Origin of the sequence: Paraburkholderia franconis (assembly GCF_009362735.1) — a bacterium.
In the GTDB taxonomy this organism is placed as follows: Bacteria; Pseudomonadota; Gammaproteobacteria; order Burkholderiales; family Burkholderiaceae; genus Paraburkholderia; species Paraburkholderia franconis.
This window is the reverse complement of record NZ_WHNP01000001.1, coordinates 1-14,429: the sequence shown is the minus strand read 5'-3', so window position 1 is coordinate 14,429 and position 14,429 is coordinate 1. Positions and strand designations below refer to the sequence as shown.

Here is a 14,429-nt window from a genome sequence, read left to right as displayed (position 1 = left end):
CCTCCTAGTCGAGCGTGCGCCGGTAGAAGCGCACTGCAATCGCCAGCACGATGACCGTGAAGATCGCGACGGGCCACACGGAAGGCCACAGGTCCACCCAGCCGTTGCCCTTCAGAAGAATGCCGCGCACGAGGCGATTGAAGTACGTGAGGGGCAGCAGATTGCCGATCCATTGCGCCCACACGGGCATGCCCGCGAACGGAAACATGAAGCCCGACAGCAGCAGGCTCGGCAGAAAGTAGAAGACGGTGAGCTGCATTGCCTGCAACTGGTTCTGCGCAATCGACGACAGCGTGATGCCGACCGTCAGGTTTGCCGCGATGAATAGCAGCGCGGCCACGTAGAGCGCGATCAGGCTGCCGACGAACGGCACATGAAAGACGTAGCGCGCCGCCGCGAGAATGATCGACGACTGCACGAGTCCGATCGCGATGTACGGCACCAGCTTGCCCGCAATCACTTCGAGCGGCAGAACGGGTGTCGCGAGCAGATTTTCCATCGTGCCACGCTCGCGTTCGCGCGTCATTGCGAGGCCCGTCATCATGACCATCGTCAGCGTGAGGATCGTGCCCATCAGCCCCGGCACGACGTTGTATTGCGTGATGCCTTCGGGGTTGTACAGCTTGTGGATCTGCACGTCGAACGCGGCGGGCGCGCCGTTCAGATGCGCGAGCGGTCCCGTGATGTCCTTGTCCGCGACCGATTGCACGAGACCGGGCAGCGTGGCGAGGGGCGCTTGCGTTGCCGTCGGATCGGTTGCGTCGGCTTCGACCAGTAGCGCGGGCCGTTCGCCGCGCAACAGCCGCCGCGAGAAATCGACGGGTATCGACACGACGAACTGCACGTTGCCTTGCGCGAGCGCATGCCGTCCGGCCGCATCGTCGGGCAGCGTCTCGACGATATTGAAGTAGTCGGAGTTCTGCATCGCCGCGACGAAGCTGCGCGAGAACGGGCTGTCGTCGCTGATGACGACAGCCGTGCGCAGATGCTTCGGATCGTTGTTGATCGCGAAGCCGAACAGCGCGAGCTGAAGAATCGGCAGGCCGACGATCATGCCGAACGTGATGCGGTCGCGCCGCAACTGGATGAATTCCTTGAGCACGATGCCCCACCAGCGCGTGACGGAAAAGAAGCGGTTCACGATGGCTTGCCCGGGTGCGCGTAGTTGTCGGTCGAGCGGCTCATCATGTAGATGAACACGTCTTCGAGGCCCGTGTCGATCGGCTCGATACGCACGGACATGCCGGACGTCGCCTGCCGGATGGCTTTTTCGAGCGCCGCGTGATCGTGGCCGCTCGCGTGCAGCGCAGAGCCGAACACGACGGTCTGATCGACGCCCGGCGTGTTGCGCAACCGTTCCGATAGCTCGGTCAGACGCTCGCCATGAATCGCCCAGGTGGCAAGCGCCTGCGAATCGATCACCTGCTGCGCGGTGCCCTGCGCGAGCAGCTTGCCATACGCGATATACGCGAGCTTGTGGCAGCGTTCCGCTTCGTCCATGTAGTGCGTGCTCACGAGCACCGATATGCCTTGCGCCGCGAGACGATGCAACTCTTCCCAGAAGTCGCGGCGAGCGGCCGGATCGACGCCCGCCGTCGGCTCGTCGAGCAGCAGCAGCCTCGGCTCGTGCAACATGCACGCGGCGAGCGCGAGCCGCTGTTTCCAGCCGCCCGACAGCGCGCCCGTCATCTGGCCTGCGCGCGTTTGCAGCCCGAGCGTTTCGAGCGCGCGATCGACTTTCTCCTTGCGGTTCTTCATCTGATAGACCCGCGCGACGAAATCGAGGTTCTCGCGAATCGTCATGTCTTCCCAGTACGAAAAGCGCTGCGTCATGTAGCCGACATTGCGCTTGATCTGCGCGCTCTCGCGCACGATGTCGTAGCCGAGGCACGTGCCGCTGCCGGAGTCCGGCGTGAGCAGTCCGCACATCAGGCGGATCGACGTCGTCTTGCCGCTGCCGTTCGGTCCGAGAAAGCCGAAGATCTCGCCGCGCGCGACTTGCAGAGTCACGTCGTTGACGACGTGACGGTCGCCGAAGTGCTTGTTCAGGCTGTGCACGTCGATGGCGAGCGTTCCGTTCTGCGTGTTCATCGCAAGCTCACCGAAACAGGTTGGCCGGGATGCAGGCGCGGCGCATCGTCGACGGAAGGGCGCGCTTCGATCATGAACACGAGCTTCCCGCGGCTCTCGTTGCTGTAGATGACGGGCGGCGTGTACTCGGACGAACTCGATACGTAGGTGATCTTCGCGTTCACGTCCGATGCGCAGCCGTCGCAATGAATGGTCAGCGCGCGGCCGGGCTGGAGCGAGCCGACCAGCGTCTCCGGCACGAAGAAGCGCACCTTCACGTTCTGTGGCGGCAGCATCTGCACGACGGGGCTGCCCGCCTGCACCCATTCGCCGACGCGATACAGCGTGTCGTACACACGGCCTTTCGCGGGCGCGTTCACGCGCTTCTGGTCGAGCTTCCATTGCGCCTGCGCGACGGCTGCCTGCGCCGCGTCGACTTGCGCCGCCTGCGCGGTCAGTTGCTGCGAGCGGCCGGGCAGACGCGCGACATCGACTTCATGCGTGAGCTCGCGCACCTGGGCGTTGGCGGCATCGGCGGCGGCGCGCGAATCGTCGAGCTGTCCCTTCGGAATGCCGCCCACGCGATACTGCGCTTCGTCGCGCGTCAGTTGCAGCGTCGCCTTGCGCGCATTCGCAATGGCCTGCGCGAGCTGCGCTTTCGTCACGTCGATTTCGGGCGGGCGCTTGCCCGTCTGGATGTCCGCGAGTTGCGCGCGGGCCGCGGCGAGCTGTTGCTGCGCCTGTTGCAGCGCGGCCGCTTCGTCGACGGATTCGAGCGCGAATACGGGCGCGTTCGCAGCGATCTCATCGCCGCGAGCGACATCGAGCTGCGTGAGCTTGCCCGATTGCGACGAGCCGAGATACACGAATTCGCCTTCGACGTAGCCTTGCCATGTGTTGTCGTTGCGATGCGAGCATGCGCCGAGTGCGGTGCATGCGACGAACGCGATGAACACGACAAATAGCCGCAGCGTGCTGGCGGATGAACGTGGCTGCGTCATGACCTGGACCTCGTGGTGGCGCGCCGCGTGGTCTTGCGCGCAGTGCGAACGTTAGGCGCTTTGTCGGCAGCGGTCGCGGGCGGACGCATGCCGCCCAGCAGCAGCGCCGTCGCGTGCCGCTGCAACGTCGCGCGCTCGATCGCGGGGAAGCCGCGAATGCTTTGCCATACCTTCGCGGCCGCTTGCGGCAGCATCACGAGCCCGAGGATCGAGTTGAACATCAGCAGCGGATCGAGCTCGGCGTTCACTTCGCCTGCTTGCTGCGCTTGCATGATGCGCACGCCGAAACGCTTGATGTTGTCGAACGGAATGCGCGTGAGCATGCGATCTCGCAACATGCCGCCTTCGTTGATGACCTCGCGCAGCCACAGCGGCGGCAGCCATGGCATGCGGCGCGTGACGTCGAAAAGACGCGTGACGAGATCGCCGACCATCGCGAACGGATCGGTGTTCGAATCGTCGCCGGCGGCGCTCCACACGAAGCTGATGGACGGCGCGAGCCGTTCTTCGACGATCGCATCGAGCAGCGTTTCGCGATTCGTGAAGTAGTAGTGCACGAGCGCGGACGTGACGCCCGCGGCCGTGGCGATCTGCGCGACGGTGGTCGCAGCGATGCCGCGCTCGGAGAAAAGGCGCGTGGCCGTGTCGAGCAGATGCTCGCGCACGTCGAAGTTCTCGACGACGGGGCGCCGGCCGCGCGGTTTGGCCGCTGGACGTTTCGGGTTCATGAAACGCAAGCTTAATTGACGAGTTAGTTAAATTCAAGCGGGTTTACCTGAGGTGCGGCGCGCTGCCTCGGGCCCGACACGCGCGCCTATCCGCGAGAGCCAGTTTTTGCCTGGCTGATTTAGTTTTTTATGCGCGCGGTATTTATTGACGTTCTCGATAACATCCGAATTGAATTCGCAATGAAGAATGCAGAATATTCCGCAAACTGGATGCGTCAATAATGAATTAGAATCTTCCCGTAAAGAGGCGTGCGGAGATTTGTCAGGAGTCCGCGAAATTGACGAGCGCGCGATCAAAGAGATATCTGGAGAACGGGAGTTGGCTTCTATATTAATCGTGGACGATCATCCTGCATTTCGCCTTGTTATCAAGACTCATCTATTGCAATTGCTCGGTACGCAGGGAGTATTTGAAGCGGACAACGGTCAGGCGGCAATGGAAATGGCGCGTCAATTCGCGCTGGATCTCACTATTCTCGATCTGGATATTCCGCGAATAAATGGCCTCGATGTTCTTTCCCGTCTGAAAGCCGCGCATCCCGGCATGCGTGTGCTGATACTGTCGAGCCACGATGCGGCCACTTTCGTTACCCGCGCGATGCGGGCAGGCGCGCAGGGTTTCGTCAGCAAGTCGCAGGACGTGAAGGAAATCATGCGCAGCGTGGAGGCGGTGTTGTCGGGCTATAGCGTGTTTCCCGTCGTGCCTTGCGCGAACGGTTCCGGGTCCGCCCATGCCGTTGCGGAAGCCGACAAGCTCGACATGCTGTCCGACAAGGAACTCGTGATCTTGCAAATGCTGGCCAAAGGCATGTCCAACAAGTCGATCGGCGATGCGCTCTTCATCAGCAACAAGACGGTCAGCAGTCACAAGACCCGGCTGATGAACAAGGTGGGCGTCGAGACGCTCGTCGAACTGGTCGATTTCGCGCGGCGTTGTGGCATCACGGCCGCGCAGCAATGACGCCGCTTCCCATGTGTACCGCATTCGACTGCACGCTGCGCGCGCGAATCGATGCCCTCGCGCTAGGCGATCACGTCGTTGCACGCGACGTGACGTGTGCGCTGATCGAGACGAATCGCGCAACGCTCGTGTTCATGATGGCGGCCCGCCATAGCGAAGCATGGGACGACCTGGGCCGCGCCGCCCATCGTCTCGCCGGTTCGCTGGGCATGCTGCAACGCGGCCGCGAGATCTCGCTGGCGCGGCGCCTGGAGCGCGCGGCATTCGAGCGCGATGCGCTGACCATCGTCGCGCTGCTTCCATTCGTGGCGGAAGCGGTCGATCAACTGAACGAACAGCTCAATGGATTGTTGACCTCGCAGGCATGACAGGCGGATGGGCGGTGGTTGTGCCTATCATCCCGCATGCAGCAATAAATACTTGTTAGCGCAGAGGCAGGCATTTTCTCCTGCACAGACAAAATCGCGCTCTATACTGGTCATTAGCGCGGCTGAGCAGCTTTCCCCGAGGTTGCACGAACCAGCCGCGCTGACCGCACACGGTTCTCTGATCGTCTCCACCGTGATCGCGGAATTTCAGGCCCGCATTCTGCGGGCCTTTTGTTATCTGGTCATCTGGTCATTTGGCCATATGTTCATTTTGTCGTGCTTGTCGCACGCGTCGCGTCGCCCGTCGTTGCCGCTGCTTATGGCCTGAATGTCCAGCGCGTGCGGGACCGGTCGAGTTCGATCATCAGCGCTCTCATTTGATCGACGAGCCCATCGAGCAATCCGCCATCGATCGGCTGCTGCGCGGCGCTTGCCCGCTGCAACGCGTTCATCGTGCCTCGGCTTCCGATTGCGATGAAGTTCATGCAGGAGGGCCTGCTATGAAACGCGCGCGCCTGATTCATCGCGGCGAGGCGACGCGCGTCGCACTCGACGTGGCCGAACACGCGCTCGAACGCATGCGTGGATGGCTCGGTCGTTCATGCCTCGATGCGGCGCAAGCGCTGTGGCTCGAACCGTGCAATGCGGTGCATACGTTCGGCATGCGCTTTCCGATCGACGTGGTCTTTATCGACGATCGCAATCGCGTGCTGGCTATCCATCGCAACGTGCAACGCGCGCGCATGCTGTTTTGCTGGCGCGCGCGCAGCGTGCTGGAAATGAACGCGAACGCGGCACATATGTGGGGCATTGATATCGGCGACAGGCTCGCATGGAGGGCGCTGCCGTGACGCGTGAACACGGAGACAGGCGACGCATGACAGGGCAGGCGATGACGGAATTTTTGATCGTCGCGCCGCTGCTGCTGTTCTTCGGTTTCGCGACCGTGCAGCTCGTGCTGCTGTATCAGGCGAAGTCGACGCTCGATGTCGCCGTGCTCGAAGCGGCGCGCGAAGGGGCGGTGAATCACGGATCGATGCGGGCGATGCAAGCGGGTCTCGCTCGCGGGCTCGCGCCGTTGTATGCGCGGCATGCCGATGCGTCGGGCGTGCAGTCAGCGATGCTTGCGGCACGAAGCGCGGTGACGAATACAGCGTCGATTGCGATTGTGAGCCCGACGGCGGCGATGACGCGTGACTTCGCGCGCGTGCGCTTCTATCCCGATGAGGGCACCGCGCATGAAGAGATTCCGAACGACACGCTGATGTATCGTGATACCTCTCCCGGCGCGGAATCGGATGTGAATGTGCAGGATGCGAATCTGTTGAAGCTGCGCGTGCACTACTGCTTCGAGATGGCCGTGCCTCTGGTCAACAAGATCTTCTACTTCGCGACGAATGTGATCGGCAACGTCGCGGCGAATGGCCTGTTTTCGCGCGAGCCCGCTGATGCGAACGTCGATGCATATGGATCGCCGCGACGGCCCGACAGCTTGTGCCGGACTACGCTCGTCGATGGATTGCAGAGCCAGCGTTGGCCGATTGCGCTGGAGTCGGAGGCGATCGTGCGGATGCAATCGCCGTTTCGCGCGGACGCGGCCAACGACGCTGCAACAGTGACGGCGCGTTGATGCTGCGCGTCGTATTGCTCGCGTTGTCTGCGGGCATCGCGATGGGTGACGCTGACGAGGCGCGGGCGGCCGGACGTGTCGAGATGGTGATCGGCGGATTGAGCGGCGGCGATGCGGCGGGTCAGTCGTTGGTGATCGAACTGGATGCGTCGTTTGCGGCGCCAACGAGCGCTCGCGGTGCGTTGTCGAAGGTGCTGGCGTGGATGCCGCTCGTCGACGACGTTGCGAAGCGTGTCGGCGTCGACAGAGCGCTGCTGATGGCCGTCATCGATGTCGAGTCGGGTGGCGATGCGTTCGCTGTGTCGCCGAAGGGCGCAATGGGCTTGATGCAATTGATGCCGCAGACAGGCAGGCAGCAGGGCGCGGACGACCTGTTCGATCCAGGACAGAACCTCTTGGCGGGCGCGCGTTTGCTCGATGCGTTGCTTGTGACGTTCGGCGATGTGTCGCTGGCGCTTGCCGCGTATAACGCGGGTGAGGGCGTCGTGCGGAAGTTCGGCGGCGGGATTCCGCCGTATGCCGAGACGCGGCGCTATGTCGAGCGAGTGATGGGGCGGGTGGGGTTTTATCAGCGGTAGTCGGCGTGTGCGGCTAAAGCCTGTGCGGTGAGCGTCGGCTGGAAGTGGGCAAAGCCGGCCGACGCTCTTTCGTGCACGCGATGTAAAGGCCCGGTTTGCAGGCGCGAGGACAGCGCCTTCGTTAGCCCGCCGTCCCTGCATAGGCGGCTTTCAACGCGGCGACATCGAACTTCACCATCGTCATCATGGTCTCCGCGACGCGCTTTGCCTTGACGGGATCGGGGTCCGCGATCATCGGGATGAGATCGTTCGGCACGATCTGCCACGAAATGCCGAAGCGGTCTTTCAGCCAGCCGCACGCTTGGGTCGAGCCGCCGCCTTCGAGAAGAGCGTTCCAATAGCGGTCGAGTTCTGCCTGGTCGTCGCAGTTGACCAGCAGGGATATCGATTGGTTGAACGGATCGGGCTGCCCGGAGCTCATCGCGATGAAGGGCTGCCCAAAGAGAACGAACTCTACGACCTTCGTGGAACCGGCGCTCGGCACCCCAGTGACCCGGATGACGCGCGAGTCCGGAAAGATACCCGCATAGAACGCAGCGGCCTCCTCAGCTTCGTTGGAGTACCAGAGAAACGGCGTGATCTTTTGAATCTTCATCGCAAATCTCCTGTCAGTGTTGGCTCGATGCGGAGGCAAAACCGCATGCTGCTTGATGCCCTGGAGACGACGAACGAAGACTATCAAATTCGACATGCTGAGAAGAAGAGTTTCGCTTTTTCATCAGCGCTGGCGATGCGGGTATGACCCCGGTTGATCGCTGTTCGCGGCCTTGTGCACGGTGTCATGCTGCTCCGGCGCGACGACGCGCTCAACGCCGCAATAACCAGAGCAGCACGGATACCACGATCGAAATCACGATACATGTGACGATCGGGAAGTGCAGGTCGAACCCGTCGCGGACGATGTGGATGTCGCCAGGCAACCGGCCGAACGGGATGCGCGCGAGCCACCGCCAGCCGAGGCCGGCGAGAATGCACAGCACGCCGATAACGATGAGGAAACGGTTCATGGGGTGCGATCGTTTGCGGGGGCCGATGGGGGCATCGTAGGTGCTTTCAGGAAGCAGCGGACCGGACGGTCTCGATGAAACCAGTCTATTAGCGCAGCAAATCCGGAGGCAAGCGATCTCTGATTCCAAGCAACGGATGGCGCGTGTCATCCTCGCGGTCGTTCGCGGCCGGATTCAGATAGTTGATCAGGCTCGCTTCCAAAATGTCGATGTCGCGCTCATTGCCTCCGTACTCGACCCATTGGATATATACGCCTTGGTCCGTGTGCGCGTGTCGGGCTTCGAGCACGAAAGCTTTACCTTTATGTCGTTCCGTCGCTTTTGGAGTGCGGATGTCTACAAGGTAGGCGCCCAACCTTTGCCGCAAGCTGGTGCTGGCCTGCCCGATATACAAAACACGGCCCGGACGCGGCGCCTCTGCAAACTCCATGAACACGTAGCATCCCGGAAAGTCCGGAATGATGCTGCGATCCCTGTTCACCACCGCGACGTTGGCGACCACCGACCATTTCAATTGATGAAACCAGCCAGGTATCGTTGCCATCGCGACTCCTTCATGGAATGCGCCAATTCTTTCGATGTCTACGTATTCTACGCTGCCCGAACCGGTGAAACGATTCCCCGGTTCGACGGTTTATGGCCGCCCCCTGCTAGCTCTCCCCTCCGCCAAAACGAAAAAAAAGCCCGGCATAACCGGGCTCTCAAAAGTCACTGCGTCCTCAACGAGAACGCAGCACCTGCAAAGCGATAACTTACGCTGCGAGCAGCGAGCGCAGCACGAACGGCAGGATACCGCCGTGCTTGTAGTAGTCGACTTCGATCGGCGTATCGATACGCAGCAGAACGGCGACGCGCTGCTCCGAACCGTCCTTGCGATGGATCACCAGCGTGACTTCCTGTTGCGGCTTGAAGTCGTCGCCGAGGCCTTCGACGTCGTACGTCTCTTCGCCCGTGATGTTCAGCGACTGGATGCTATCCGAGCCCTTGAACTGCAGCGGCAGAACGCCCATGCCGACCAGGTTCGAACGGTGGATACGTTCGAAGCTGCGCGCGACGACTGCCTTCACGCCCAGCAGTTGCGTGCCCTTCGCCGCCCAGTCGCGCGACGAGCCCGTGCCGTACTCTTCGCCCGCGAACACGATGGTCGGCGTGCCGGCGTCGATGTACTTCATCGCTGCGTCGTAGATCGACAACTGTTCGCCGCTCGGCTGGTGAATCGTCAGGCCGCCTTCGACGCGCGTGCCGTCTGCCTTCGCCGGGATCATCAGGTTCTTGATGCGGACGTTCGCGAACGTGCCGCGCATCATCACGTCATGGTTGCCGCGGCGCGAGCCGTAGCTGTTGAAGTCGGCCTTCTGCACGCCGTTCGCCTTCAGCCACTTGCCTGCGGGCGAATCTTCCTTGATCGAGCCTGCCGGGCTGATGTGGTCGGTCGTGACCGAGTCACCGAAGATGCCCAGTGCGCGCGCGCCCTTCACGGCAGCGATGCTCGAAGCCGGCTCCATCGAGAAGTCCGCGCCGAAGAACGGCGGCTCCGCGATGTACGTCGACTTCGGCCAGTCGTAGACCTGGCCTTCTTCGCCTTCGATCTTGCTCCACAGATCGCCCTTCTTCGTGAGCTGCGCGTAGTTCGTGCGGAAAGCGTCGGCGTCCAGTGCGTACTTCAGCAGCGCGTTGACTTCTTCGCTCGACGGCCAGATGTCGCCGAGGTAGATGTCCTTGCCGCCCTTGCCCTTGCCGACCGGCTCGGTCATCAGGTCGCGCGTGATGTTGCCCGCGATCGCGTAAGCGACGACCAGCGGCGGCGATGCGAGGAAGTTCGCGCGGATGTTCGGGTGAATACGCGCTTCGAAGTTGCGGTTGCCCGACAGCACGGCGGCCGCGACGATGTCGTTCTTCGTGATCGACTCGTTCAGTTCCGGCGTCAGATCGCCCGCGTTGCCGATACAGGTCGTGCAGCCGTATGCAGCGAGCGTGAAGCCGAGCTTGTCGAGGTACGGCAGCAGGCCCGTCTTCGTCAGGTACTCGGTGACGATGCGCGATCCCGGAGCCAGCGACGTCTTGATGTGCGGCGCGACTTCCAGACCGGCTTCGACGGCCTTCTTCGCGAGCAGGCCGGCTGCCAGCAGCACGCTCGGGTTCGACGTGTTCGTGCACGACGTGATCGCGGCGATCAGGATGTCGCCGTTCTTCACGTTGACGCCGTTGCTCGTCGTGTATTGCGCGTTCAGGTCTTCAGCCTTCTTCGCGAAGCCGTTTTCGTTGACGGGCTTCGAGAACAGGTCGGTGAAGGTCGACTTCACGTTGGTGATCTCGATGCGGTCTTGCGGACGCTTCGGACCGGCCAGCGACGGCGCAACGGTGCCCAGATCGAGCGTGACGACCTTCGTGTAGTCGATGTCGCCAGCGTCGGGAATGCCGAACAGCTCCTGCGCCTTGAAGTAGTTTTCGAAGGACGAGATTTCCGCGTCCGTGCGGCCCGTGCCCTTGAAGTAGTCGATCGTCTTTTCGTCGACGGGGAAGAAGCCCATCGTCGCGCCGTATTCCGGCGCCATGTTGCCGATCGTCGCGCGGTCCGGCAGCGACAGCGAGCGCGTGCCTTCGCCGAAGAACTCGACGAACTTGCCGACAACCTTTTCCTTGCGCAGCAGCTCGGTGATGGTCAACACGAGGTCCGTTGCCGTCACGCCTTCGCGCAGCTTGCCCTTCAGGTGCACGCCAACGACGTCAGGCGTCAGGAAGTACACGGGCTGCCCGAGCATGCCCGCTTCCGCTTCGATGCCGCCCACGCCCCAGCCGACCACGCCGATGCCGTTGATCATCGTCGTATGGCTGTCCGTGCCGACGAGCGTGTCCGGGTAGTACACGGCGTCGCCGTTGTCGGCCTTCTTGTGCACGCCGCGTGCGAGGTATTCGAGATTCACCTGGTGAACGATGCCGACGCCCGGCGGCACGACCTTGAACGTGTCGAATGCCTGCATGCCCCACTTCATGAACTGGTAGCGCTCGTTGTTGCGCTGAAATTCCAGCTTCATGTTCAGGTCCAGCGCGCCCTTCTCGCGGAAGTGGTCGATCTGCACCGAGTGGTCGACGACGAGATCCACGGGAACCAGCGGCTCGATCGACTTCGGGTTCTTGCCCGCGCGCTGCGCGACACCGCGCATCGCCGCGATGTCGGCGAGCAGAGGCACGCCCGTGAAGTCCTGCAGCACGACGCGTGCGACGACGAACGGGATTTCGTCGACGCGTGCAGCCGTCGGCTTCCAGTGCGCGAGCTGCTCGATGTGTTCTTCCGAGATCTTCTTGCCGTCGTAGTTACGCAGCACCGATTCCAGCACGAGGCGGATCGAAACCGGCAGGCGGTCGATCTTGACGTTCAGTGCCTTACCGAGCTGCGGCAGCGAATAGAACCTGCCTTTGCCGGAACCGCTGTCGAATTCCTTGAGCGTTTTGTGGAGGTTGTGGGCCATGGTAATTGTCCTGGGGTTTCGAGGAAATGACGTTGCTACGTTTCTGAACTCAAATGACGTACAGATCGACGTATTCATTGACCGGCATCGCTTCTAGCTTTGCCTTGTCCAGCGACACATCGAGGATCGCTTGTTGTTGCTTCGCCGGAAAGCGCCGCGCGAGGTTCGTCCTGAACTTCTCGACCAGCAACGGGATGCCTTCGGCGCGGCGACGCTTGTGACCGATCGGATATTCGACGACCACTTCGTCGAACGTCGATCCGTCGGTGAACTCGACCGTCAGCGCACTCGCAATCGAGCGCTTGTCCGGGTCGTGATAATCCTTCGTGAATTGCGGGTCTTCGACGCATTCCATCTTGTTGCGCAGCGCGTCGATGCGCGGATCCCGCGCGACGGCGTCTTCGTAATCGGCGGCCGTCAGGCGCCCGAAAATGAGCGGCACGGCGATCATGTACTGGATGCAGTGATCGCGGTCGGCCGGATTGTCGAGCGGCCCTTTCTTGTCGATGATGCGGATCGCCGCTTCATGCGTGCGAATCGTGATCTTCGCGATGTCTTCGATGCGCTTGCCGCTCGCGTTCAGCTGCTCGTGCAGCGTCATCGCCGCTTCGGCAGCCGTTTGCGCGTGGAATTCGGCGGGGAACGAAATCTTGAAGAGCACGTTCTCCATCACATACGAGCCGTACGGGCGCTGGAATTTGAACGGCTGCCCTTTGAACAGCACGTCGTAGAAGCCCCACGTCTTTGTCGTCAGCACCGACGGATAGCCCATTTCACCCGTCTTCGCGATCAGCGCGAGACGCACCGCGCGCGACGTCGCATCGCCTGCTGCCCAGGACTTGCGCGAGCCCGTGTTCGGCGCATGGCGGTACGTGCGCAGCGAATGTCCGTCGACGAACGCCTGCGAGACTGCGTTGATCAGCTCGTCGCGCGTCAGTCCCATCAACTGGCCGACCACTGCCGTCGAAGCAAGCTTCACGAGCAGCACGTGGTCGAGGCCGACCTTGTTGAACGAATTTTCGAGCGCGATGCAGCCTTGAATTTCGTGCGCCTTGATCATGGCGATCAGGACGTCTTTCATCACGAGCGGCTTCTTGCCGTTCGCGATCGCGGTGCGCGAGAGCCAGTCGGCCGTCGCGAGAATGCCGCCGAGGTTGTCGGACGGATGGCCCCATTCGGCCGCAAGCCAGGTGTCGTTGAAGTCGAGCCAGCGGATCATCGCGCCGACGTTGAACGCGGCTTGCACAGGGTCCAGCTGGAACTGCGTGCCGGGCACCTTCGCGCCGTTCGGGACGACCGTGCCCGGCACGAGCGGTCCCATCAGCTTGGTACAGGCAGGGTAGGACAGGGCCTCGAGTCCGCAGCCGAGCGTATCGATGAGGCAGTTGCGCGCGGTCTCCAGCGCGAGATCGCTCTCGAGCTTTTCATTCAGCACATAGTCGACGATATCGACCAGTACTGTGTCCGGTTTTGGGCGGACGTTGGAGATCGGTGCGGACATCGAGGTTTCCTGGTTGGCCCGCTTACTGCGCCTTGTTGATGGCGTTCGACTGCGTCGGAGCCGGCGAGCCTTGCACCATGGCCGCCGTCTTGCACTCGTCGGCGAGGCGCGAGCTGTCCTTGTCCGAGAACAGCATGGCCTTGGTCGGGATCACGACGAGGTCCATGCCGGTTGCGGCGTCGTGGAAGCGGTCCGCCCCCGTCGTCGTCGTTTCACGCGGCAGGTTGTAGTTCTTGTTGGCCCAGTGGACGGTCACGATCTGGTCGCGCTTCATGTCGCCCTTCAGGTCGAACGACAGACCTTCGTTGCACGACCACTTCTCCGAACCTTCCGGCACGGGATCGACCTTCGCTTCCTTGGCCGGGTTGGCCTTGCGCTTGAACAGGCGCTTCGGCGCCGGTGCCTTCGGCTTGGCGTGGGGCGTCGTCGTCGATTGTGCGAACGCGCTGGGCGCCGTCACCAGCAGCGTCGAGGACAGAGCGCCAATAACGGTAGCGATCAGCAGTTTTTTCATGGGAGAGAACCTTTCTATCGAATTTCAAAGTTTATACAGTGCGCGGCTGCAGCATCTCAACCGCCGGGGGCTGCACGCATCCCCGGCGCGCACAGCGGACGCTATTTTCTCCTATTTAGCGCCACGAATTTCAAATTCTCCGGTCCCGTGTAGTTCGCACTCGGCCGAATGATCTTGTTGTCGATGCGCTGCTCGATGATGTGCGCGGCCCAGCCGGACGTGCGCGAAATCACGAAGAGCGGCGTGAACATCGCGGTCGGCACACCCATCATGTGATACGACACCGCGCTGAACCAGTCGAGATTCGGGAACATCTTCTTGACGTCCCACATCACCGTCTCCAGCCGCTCGGCGATGTCGAACATCTTCATGTTCGACGCTTCCTTCGACAGCTTCTTCGCCACGTCCTTGATCACCTTGTTGCGCGGATCGGAGATCGTGTAGACGGGATGGCCGAAGCCGATCACGACTTCCTTGTTCTCGACGCGTCGGCGGATGTCGGCTTCCGCCTCATCCGGCGTCTGGTAGCGCGACTGGATCTCGAATGCGGCCTCGTTTGCGCCGCCGTGCTTCGGCCCGCGCAGCGCGCCGATCGCGCCCG

17 protein-coding genes are annotated in these 14,429 nt (G+C 62.1%); 5 read left to right on the top strand and 12 right to left on the bottom strand.

All coding sequences use genetic code 11. From position 1 onward, the window contains the following. Positions 1-4 precede the first annotated feature (4 nt). Genes GCT13_RS00080 through GCT13_RS00065 form a run of 4 tightly spaced genes read right to left on the bottom strand, consistent with a single transcriptional unit; the run spans position 5 to position 3,799 of the window. The gene (locus GCT13_RS00080; protein WP_321574118.1) at positions 5-1,141 is read right to left on the bottom strand and encodes an ABC transporter permease; all 1,137 of its coding nucleotides are present in this window, start codon (positions 1,139-1,141) and stop codon (positions 5-7) included. Continuing rightward, positions 1,138-2,091 (bottom strand): ABC transporter ATP-binding protein, encoded by a 954-nt coding sequence (locus tag GCT13_RS00075; RefSeq protein ID WP_152754756.1) that lies wholly within the window; start codon positions 2,089-2,091, stop codon positions 1,138-1,140. The genes GCT13_RS00080 and GCT13_RS00075 overlap by 4 nt, the downstream gene beginning before the upstream one ends. Continuing rightward, the gene (locus GCT13_RS00070) at positions 2,088-3,071 is read right to left on the bottom strand and encodes an HlyD family secretion protein (protein WP_152754755.1); all 984 of its coding nucleotides are present in this window, start codon (positions 3,069-3,071) and stop codon (positions 2,088-2,090) included. Before GCT13_RS00070 ends, GCT13_RS00075 begins: the two co-directional genes overlap by 4 nt. Beyond that, positions 3,068-3,799 carry a TetR/AcrR family transcriptional regulator gene (locus GCT13_RS00065; protein ID WP_152754754.1) on the bottom strand — a complete coding sequence of 244 codons (732 nt, stop codon included), beginning with the start codon at positions 3,797-3,799 and terminating at the stop codon, positions 3,068-3,070. Before GCT13_RS00065 ends, GCT13_RS00070 begins: the two co-directional genes overlap by 4 nt. Positions 3,800-4,118: 319 nt before the next feature. On the opposite strand from GCT13_RS00065, the gene GCT13_RS00060 reads away from it, so the two are divergent. Beyond that, positions 4,119-4,760: a response regulator transcription factor gene (locus GCT13_RS00060; RefSeq protein WP_152755045.1), complete on the top strand. Its 642-nt coding sequence runs from the start codon at positions 4,119-4,121 to the stop codon at positions 4,758-4,760. Then, complete coding sequence (locus GCT13_RS00055) at positions 4,757-5,128, top strand: Hpt domain-containing protein (protein ID WP_152754753.1); 372 nt, start codon at positions 4,757-4,759, stop codon at positions 5,126-5,128. Before GCT13_RS00060 ends, GCT13_RS00055 begins: the two co-directional genes overlap by 4 nt. A 317-nt stretch (positions 5,129-5,445) precedes the next feature. On the opposite strand, the gene GCT13_RS48100 is transcribed toward GCT13_RS00055, so the two are convergent. After that, complete coding sequence (locus GCT13_RS48100) at positions 5,446-5,613, bottom strand: hypothetical protein (RefSeq protein ID WP_193727551.1); 168 nt, start codon at positions 5,611-5,613, stop codon at positions 5,446-5,448. A 15-nt stretch (positions 5,614-5,628) separates the two neighbouring features. Between GCT13_RS48100 and GCT13_RS00050 the strand changes: the two genes are divergently transcribed. From GCT13_RS00050 to GCT13_RS00040, 3 genes are read left to right on the top strand one after another with little or no spacing between them, the layout of a single operon-like run. Further along, a complete protein-coding gene (locus tag GCT13_RS00050) occupies positions 5,629-5,979 on the top strand; it encodes a DUF192 domain-containing protein (RefSeq protein WP_152754752.1) in 351 nt (116 codons plus the stop codon). A 26-nt stretch (positions 5,980-6,005) separates the two neighbouring features. Beyond that, positions 6,006-6,758: a TadE family protein gene (locus GCT13_RS00045; RefSeq protein ID WP_227746682.1), complete on the top strand. Its 753-nt coding sequence runs from the start codon at positions 6,006-6,008 to the stop codon at positions 6,756-6,758. Continuing rightward, positions 6,758-7,336, top strand: a complete 579-nt coding sequence (locus GCT13_RS00040) for a lytic transglycosylase domain-containing protein (RefSeq protein ID WP_227746681.1) — start codon at positions 6,758-6,760, stop codon at positions 7,334-7,336. Before GCT13_RS00045 ends, GCT13_RS00040 begins: the two co-directional genes overlap by 1 nt. A gap of 121 nt (positions 7,337-7,457) precedes the next feature. Here GCT13_RS00040 and GCT13_RS00035 read toward each other — a convergent pair whose 3' ends face one another. The 7 genes from GCT13_RS00035 to GCT13_RS00005 form a co-directional block, all read right to left on the bottom strand. Continuing rightward, positions 7,458-7,931 carry a VOC family protein gene (locus tag GCT13_RS00035; RefSeq protein WP_152754750.1) on the bottom strand — a complete coding sequence of 158 codons (474 nt, stop codon included), beginning with the start codon at positions 7,929-7,931 and terminating at the stop codon, positions 7,458-7,460. Between the two features lie 211 nt (positions 7,932-8,142). Next, the gene (locus tag GCT13_RS00030; protein ID WP_152754749.1) at positions 8,143-8,343 is read right to left on the bottom strand and encodes a DUF2905 domain-containing protein; all 201 of its coding nucleotides are present in this window, start codon (positions 8,341-8,343) and stop codon (positions 8,143-8,145) included. An 88-nt stretch (positions 8,344-8,431) separates the two neighbouring features. After that, a complete protein-coding gene (locus GCT13_RS00025) occupies positions 8,432-8,887 on the bottom strand; it encodes a GIY-YIG nuclease family protein (RefSeq protein WP_152754748.1) in 456 nt (151 codons plus the stop codon). Positions 8,888-9,095: 208 nt separating this feature from the next. Next, positions 9,096-11,813: an aconitate hydratase AcnA gene (gene acnA, locus GCT13_RS00020; protein ID WP_152754747.1), complete on the bottom strand. Its 2,718-nt coding sequence runs from the start codon at positions 11,811-11,813 to the stop codon at positions 9,096-9,098. A 49-nt stretch (positions 11,814-11,862) separates the two neighbouring features. After that, entirely contained in the window at positions 11,863-13,314 is a 1,452-nt protein-coding gene (locus tag GCT13_RS00015; protein WP_152754746.1) for a bifunctional 2-methylcitrate dehydratase/aconitate hydratase, read from the bottom strand. Positions 13,315-13,336: 22 nt separating this feature from the next. Continuing rightward, positions 13,337-13,828 (bottom strand): hypothetical protein, encoded by a 492-nt coding sequence (locus tag GCT13_RS00010; protein ID WP_152754745.1) that lies wholly within the window; start codon positions 13,826-13,828, stop codon positions 13,337-13,339. Positions 13,829-13,929: 101 nt separating this feature from the next. Then, positions 13,930-14,429 (bottom strand): citrate/2-methylcitrate synthase (locus tag GCT13_RS00005; RefSeq protein WP_321574117.1); only part of this gene is annotated, 500 nt, incomplete at its 5' end.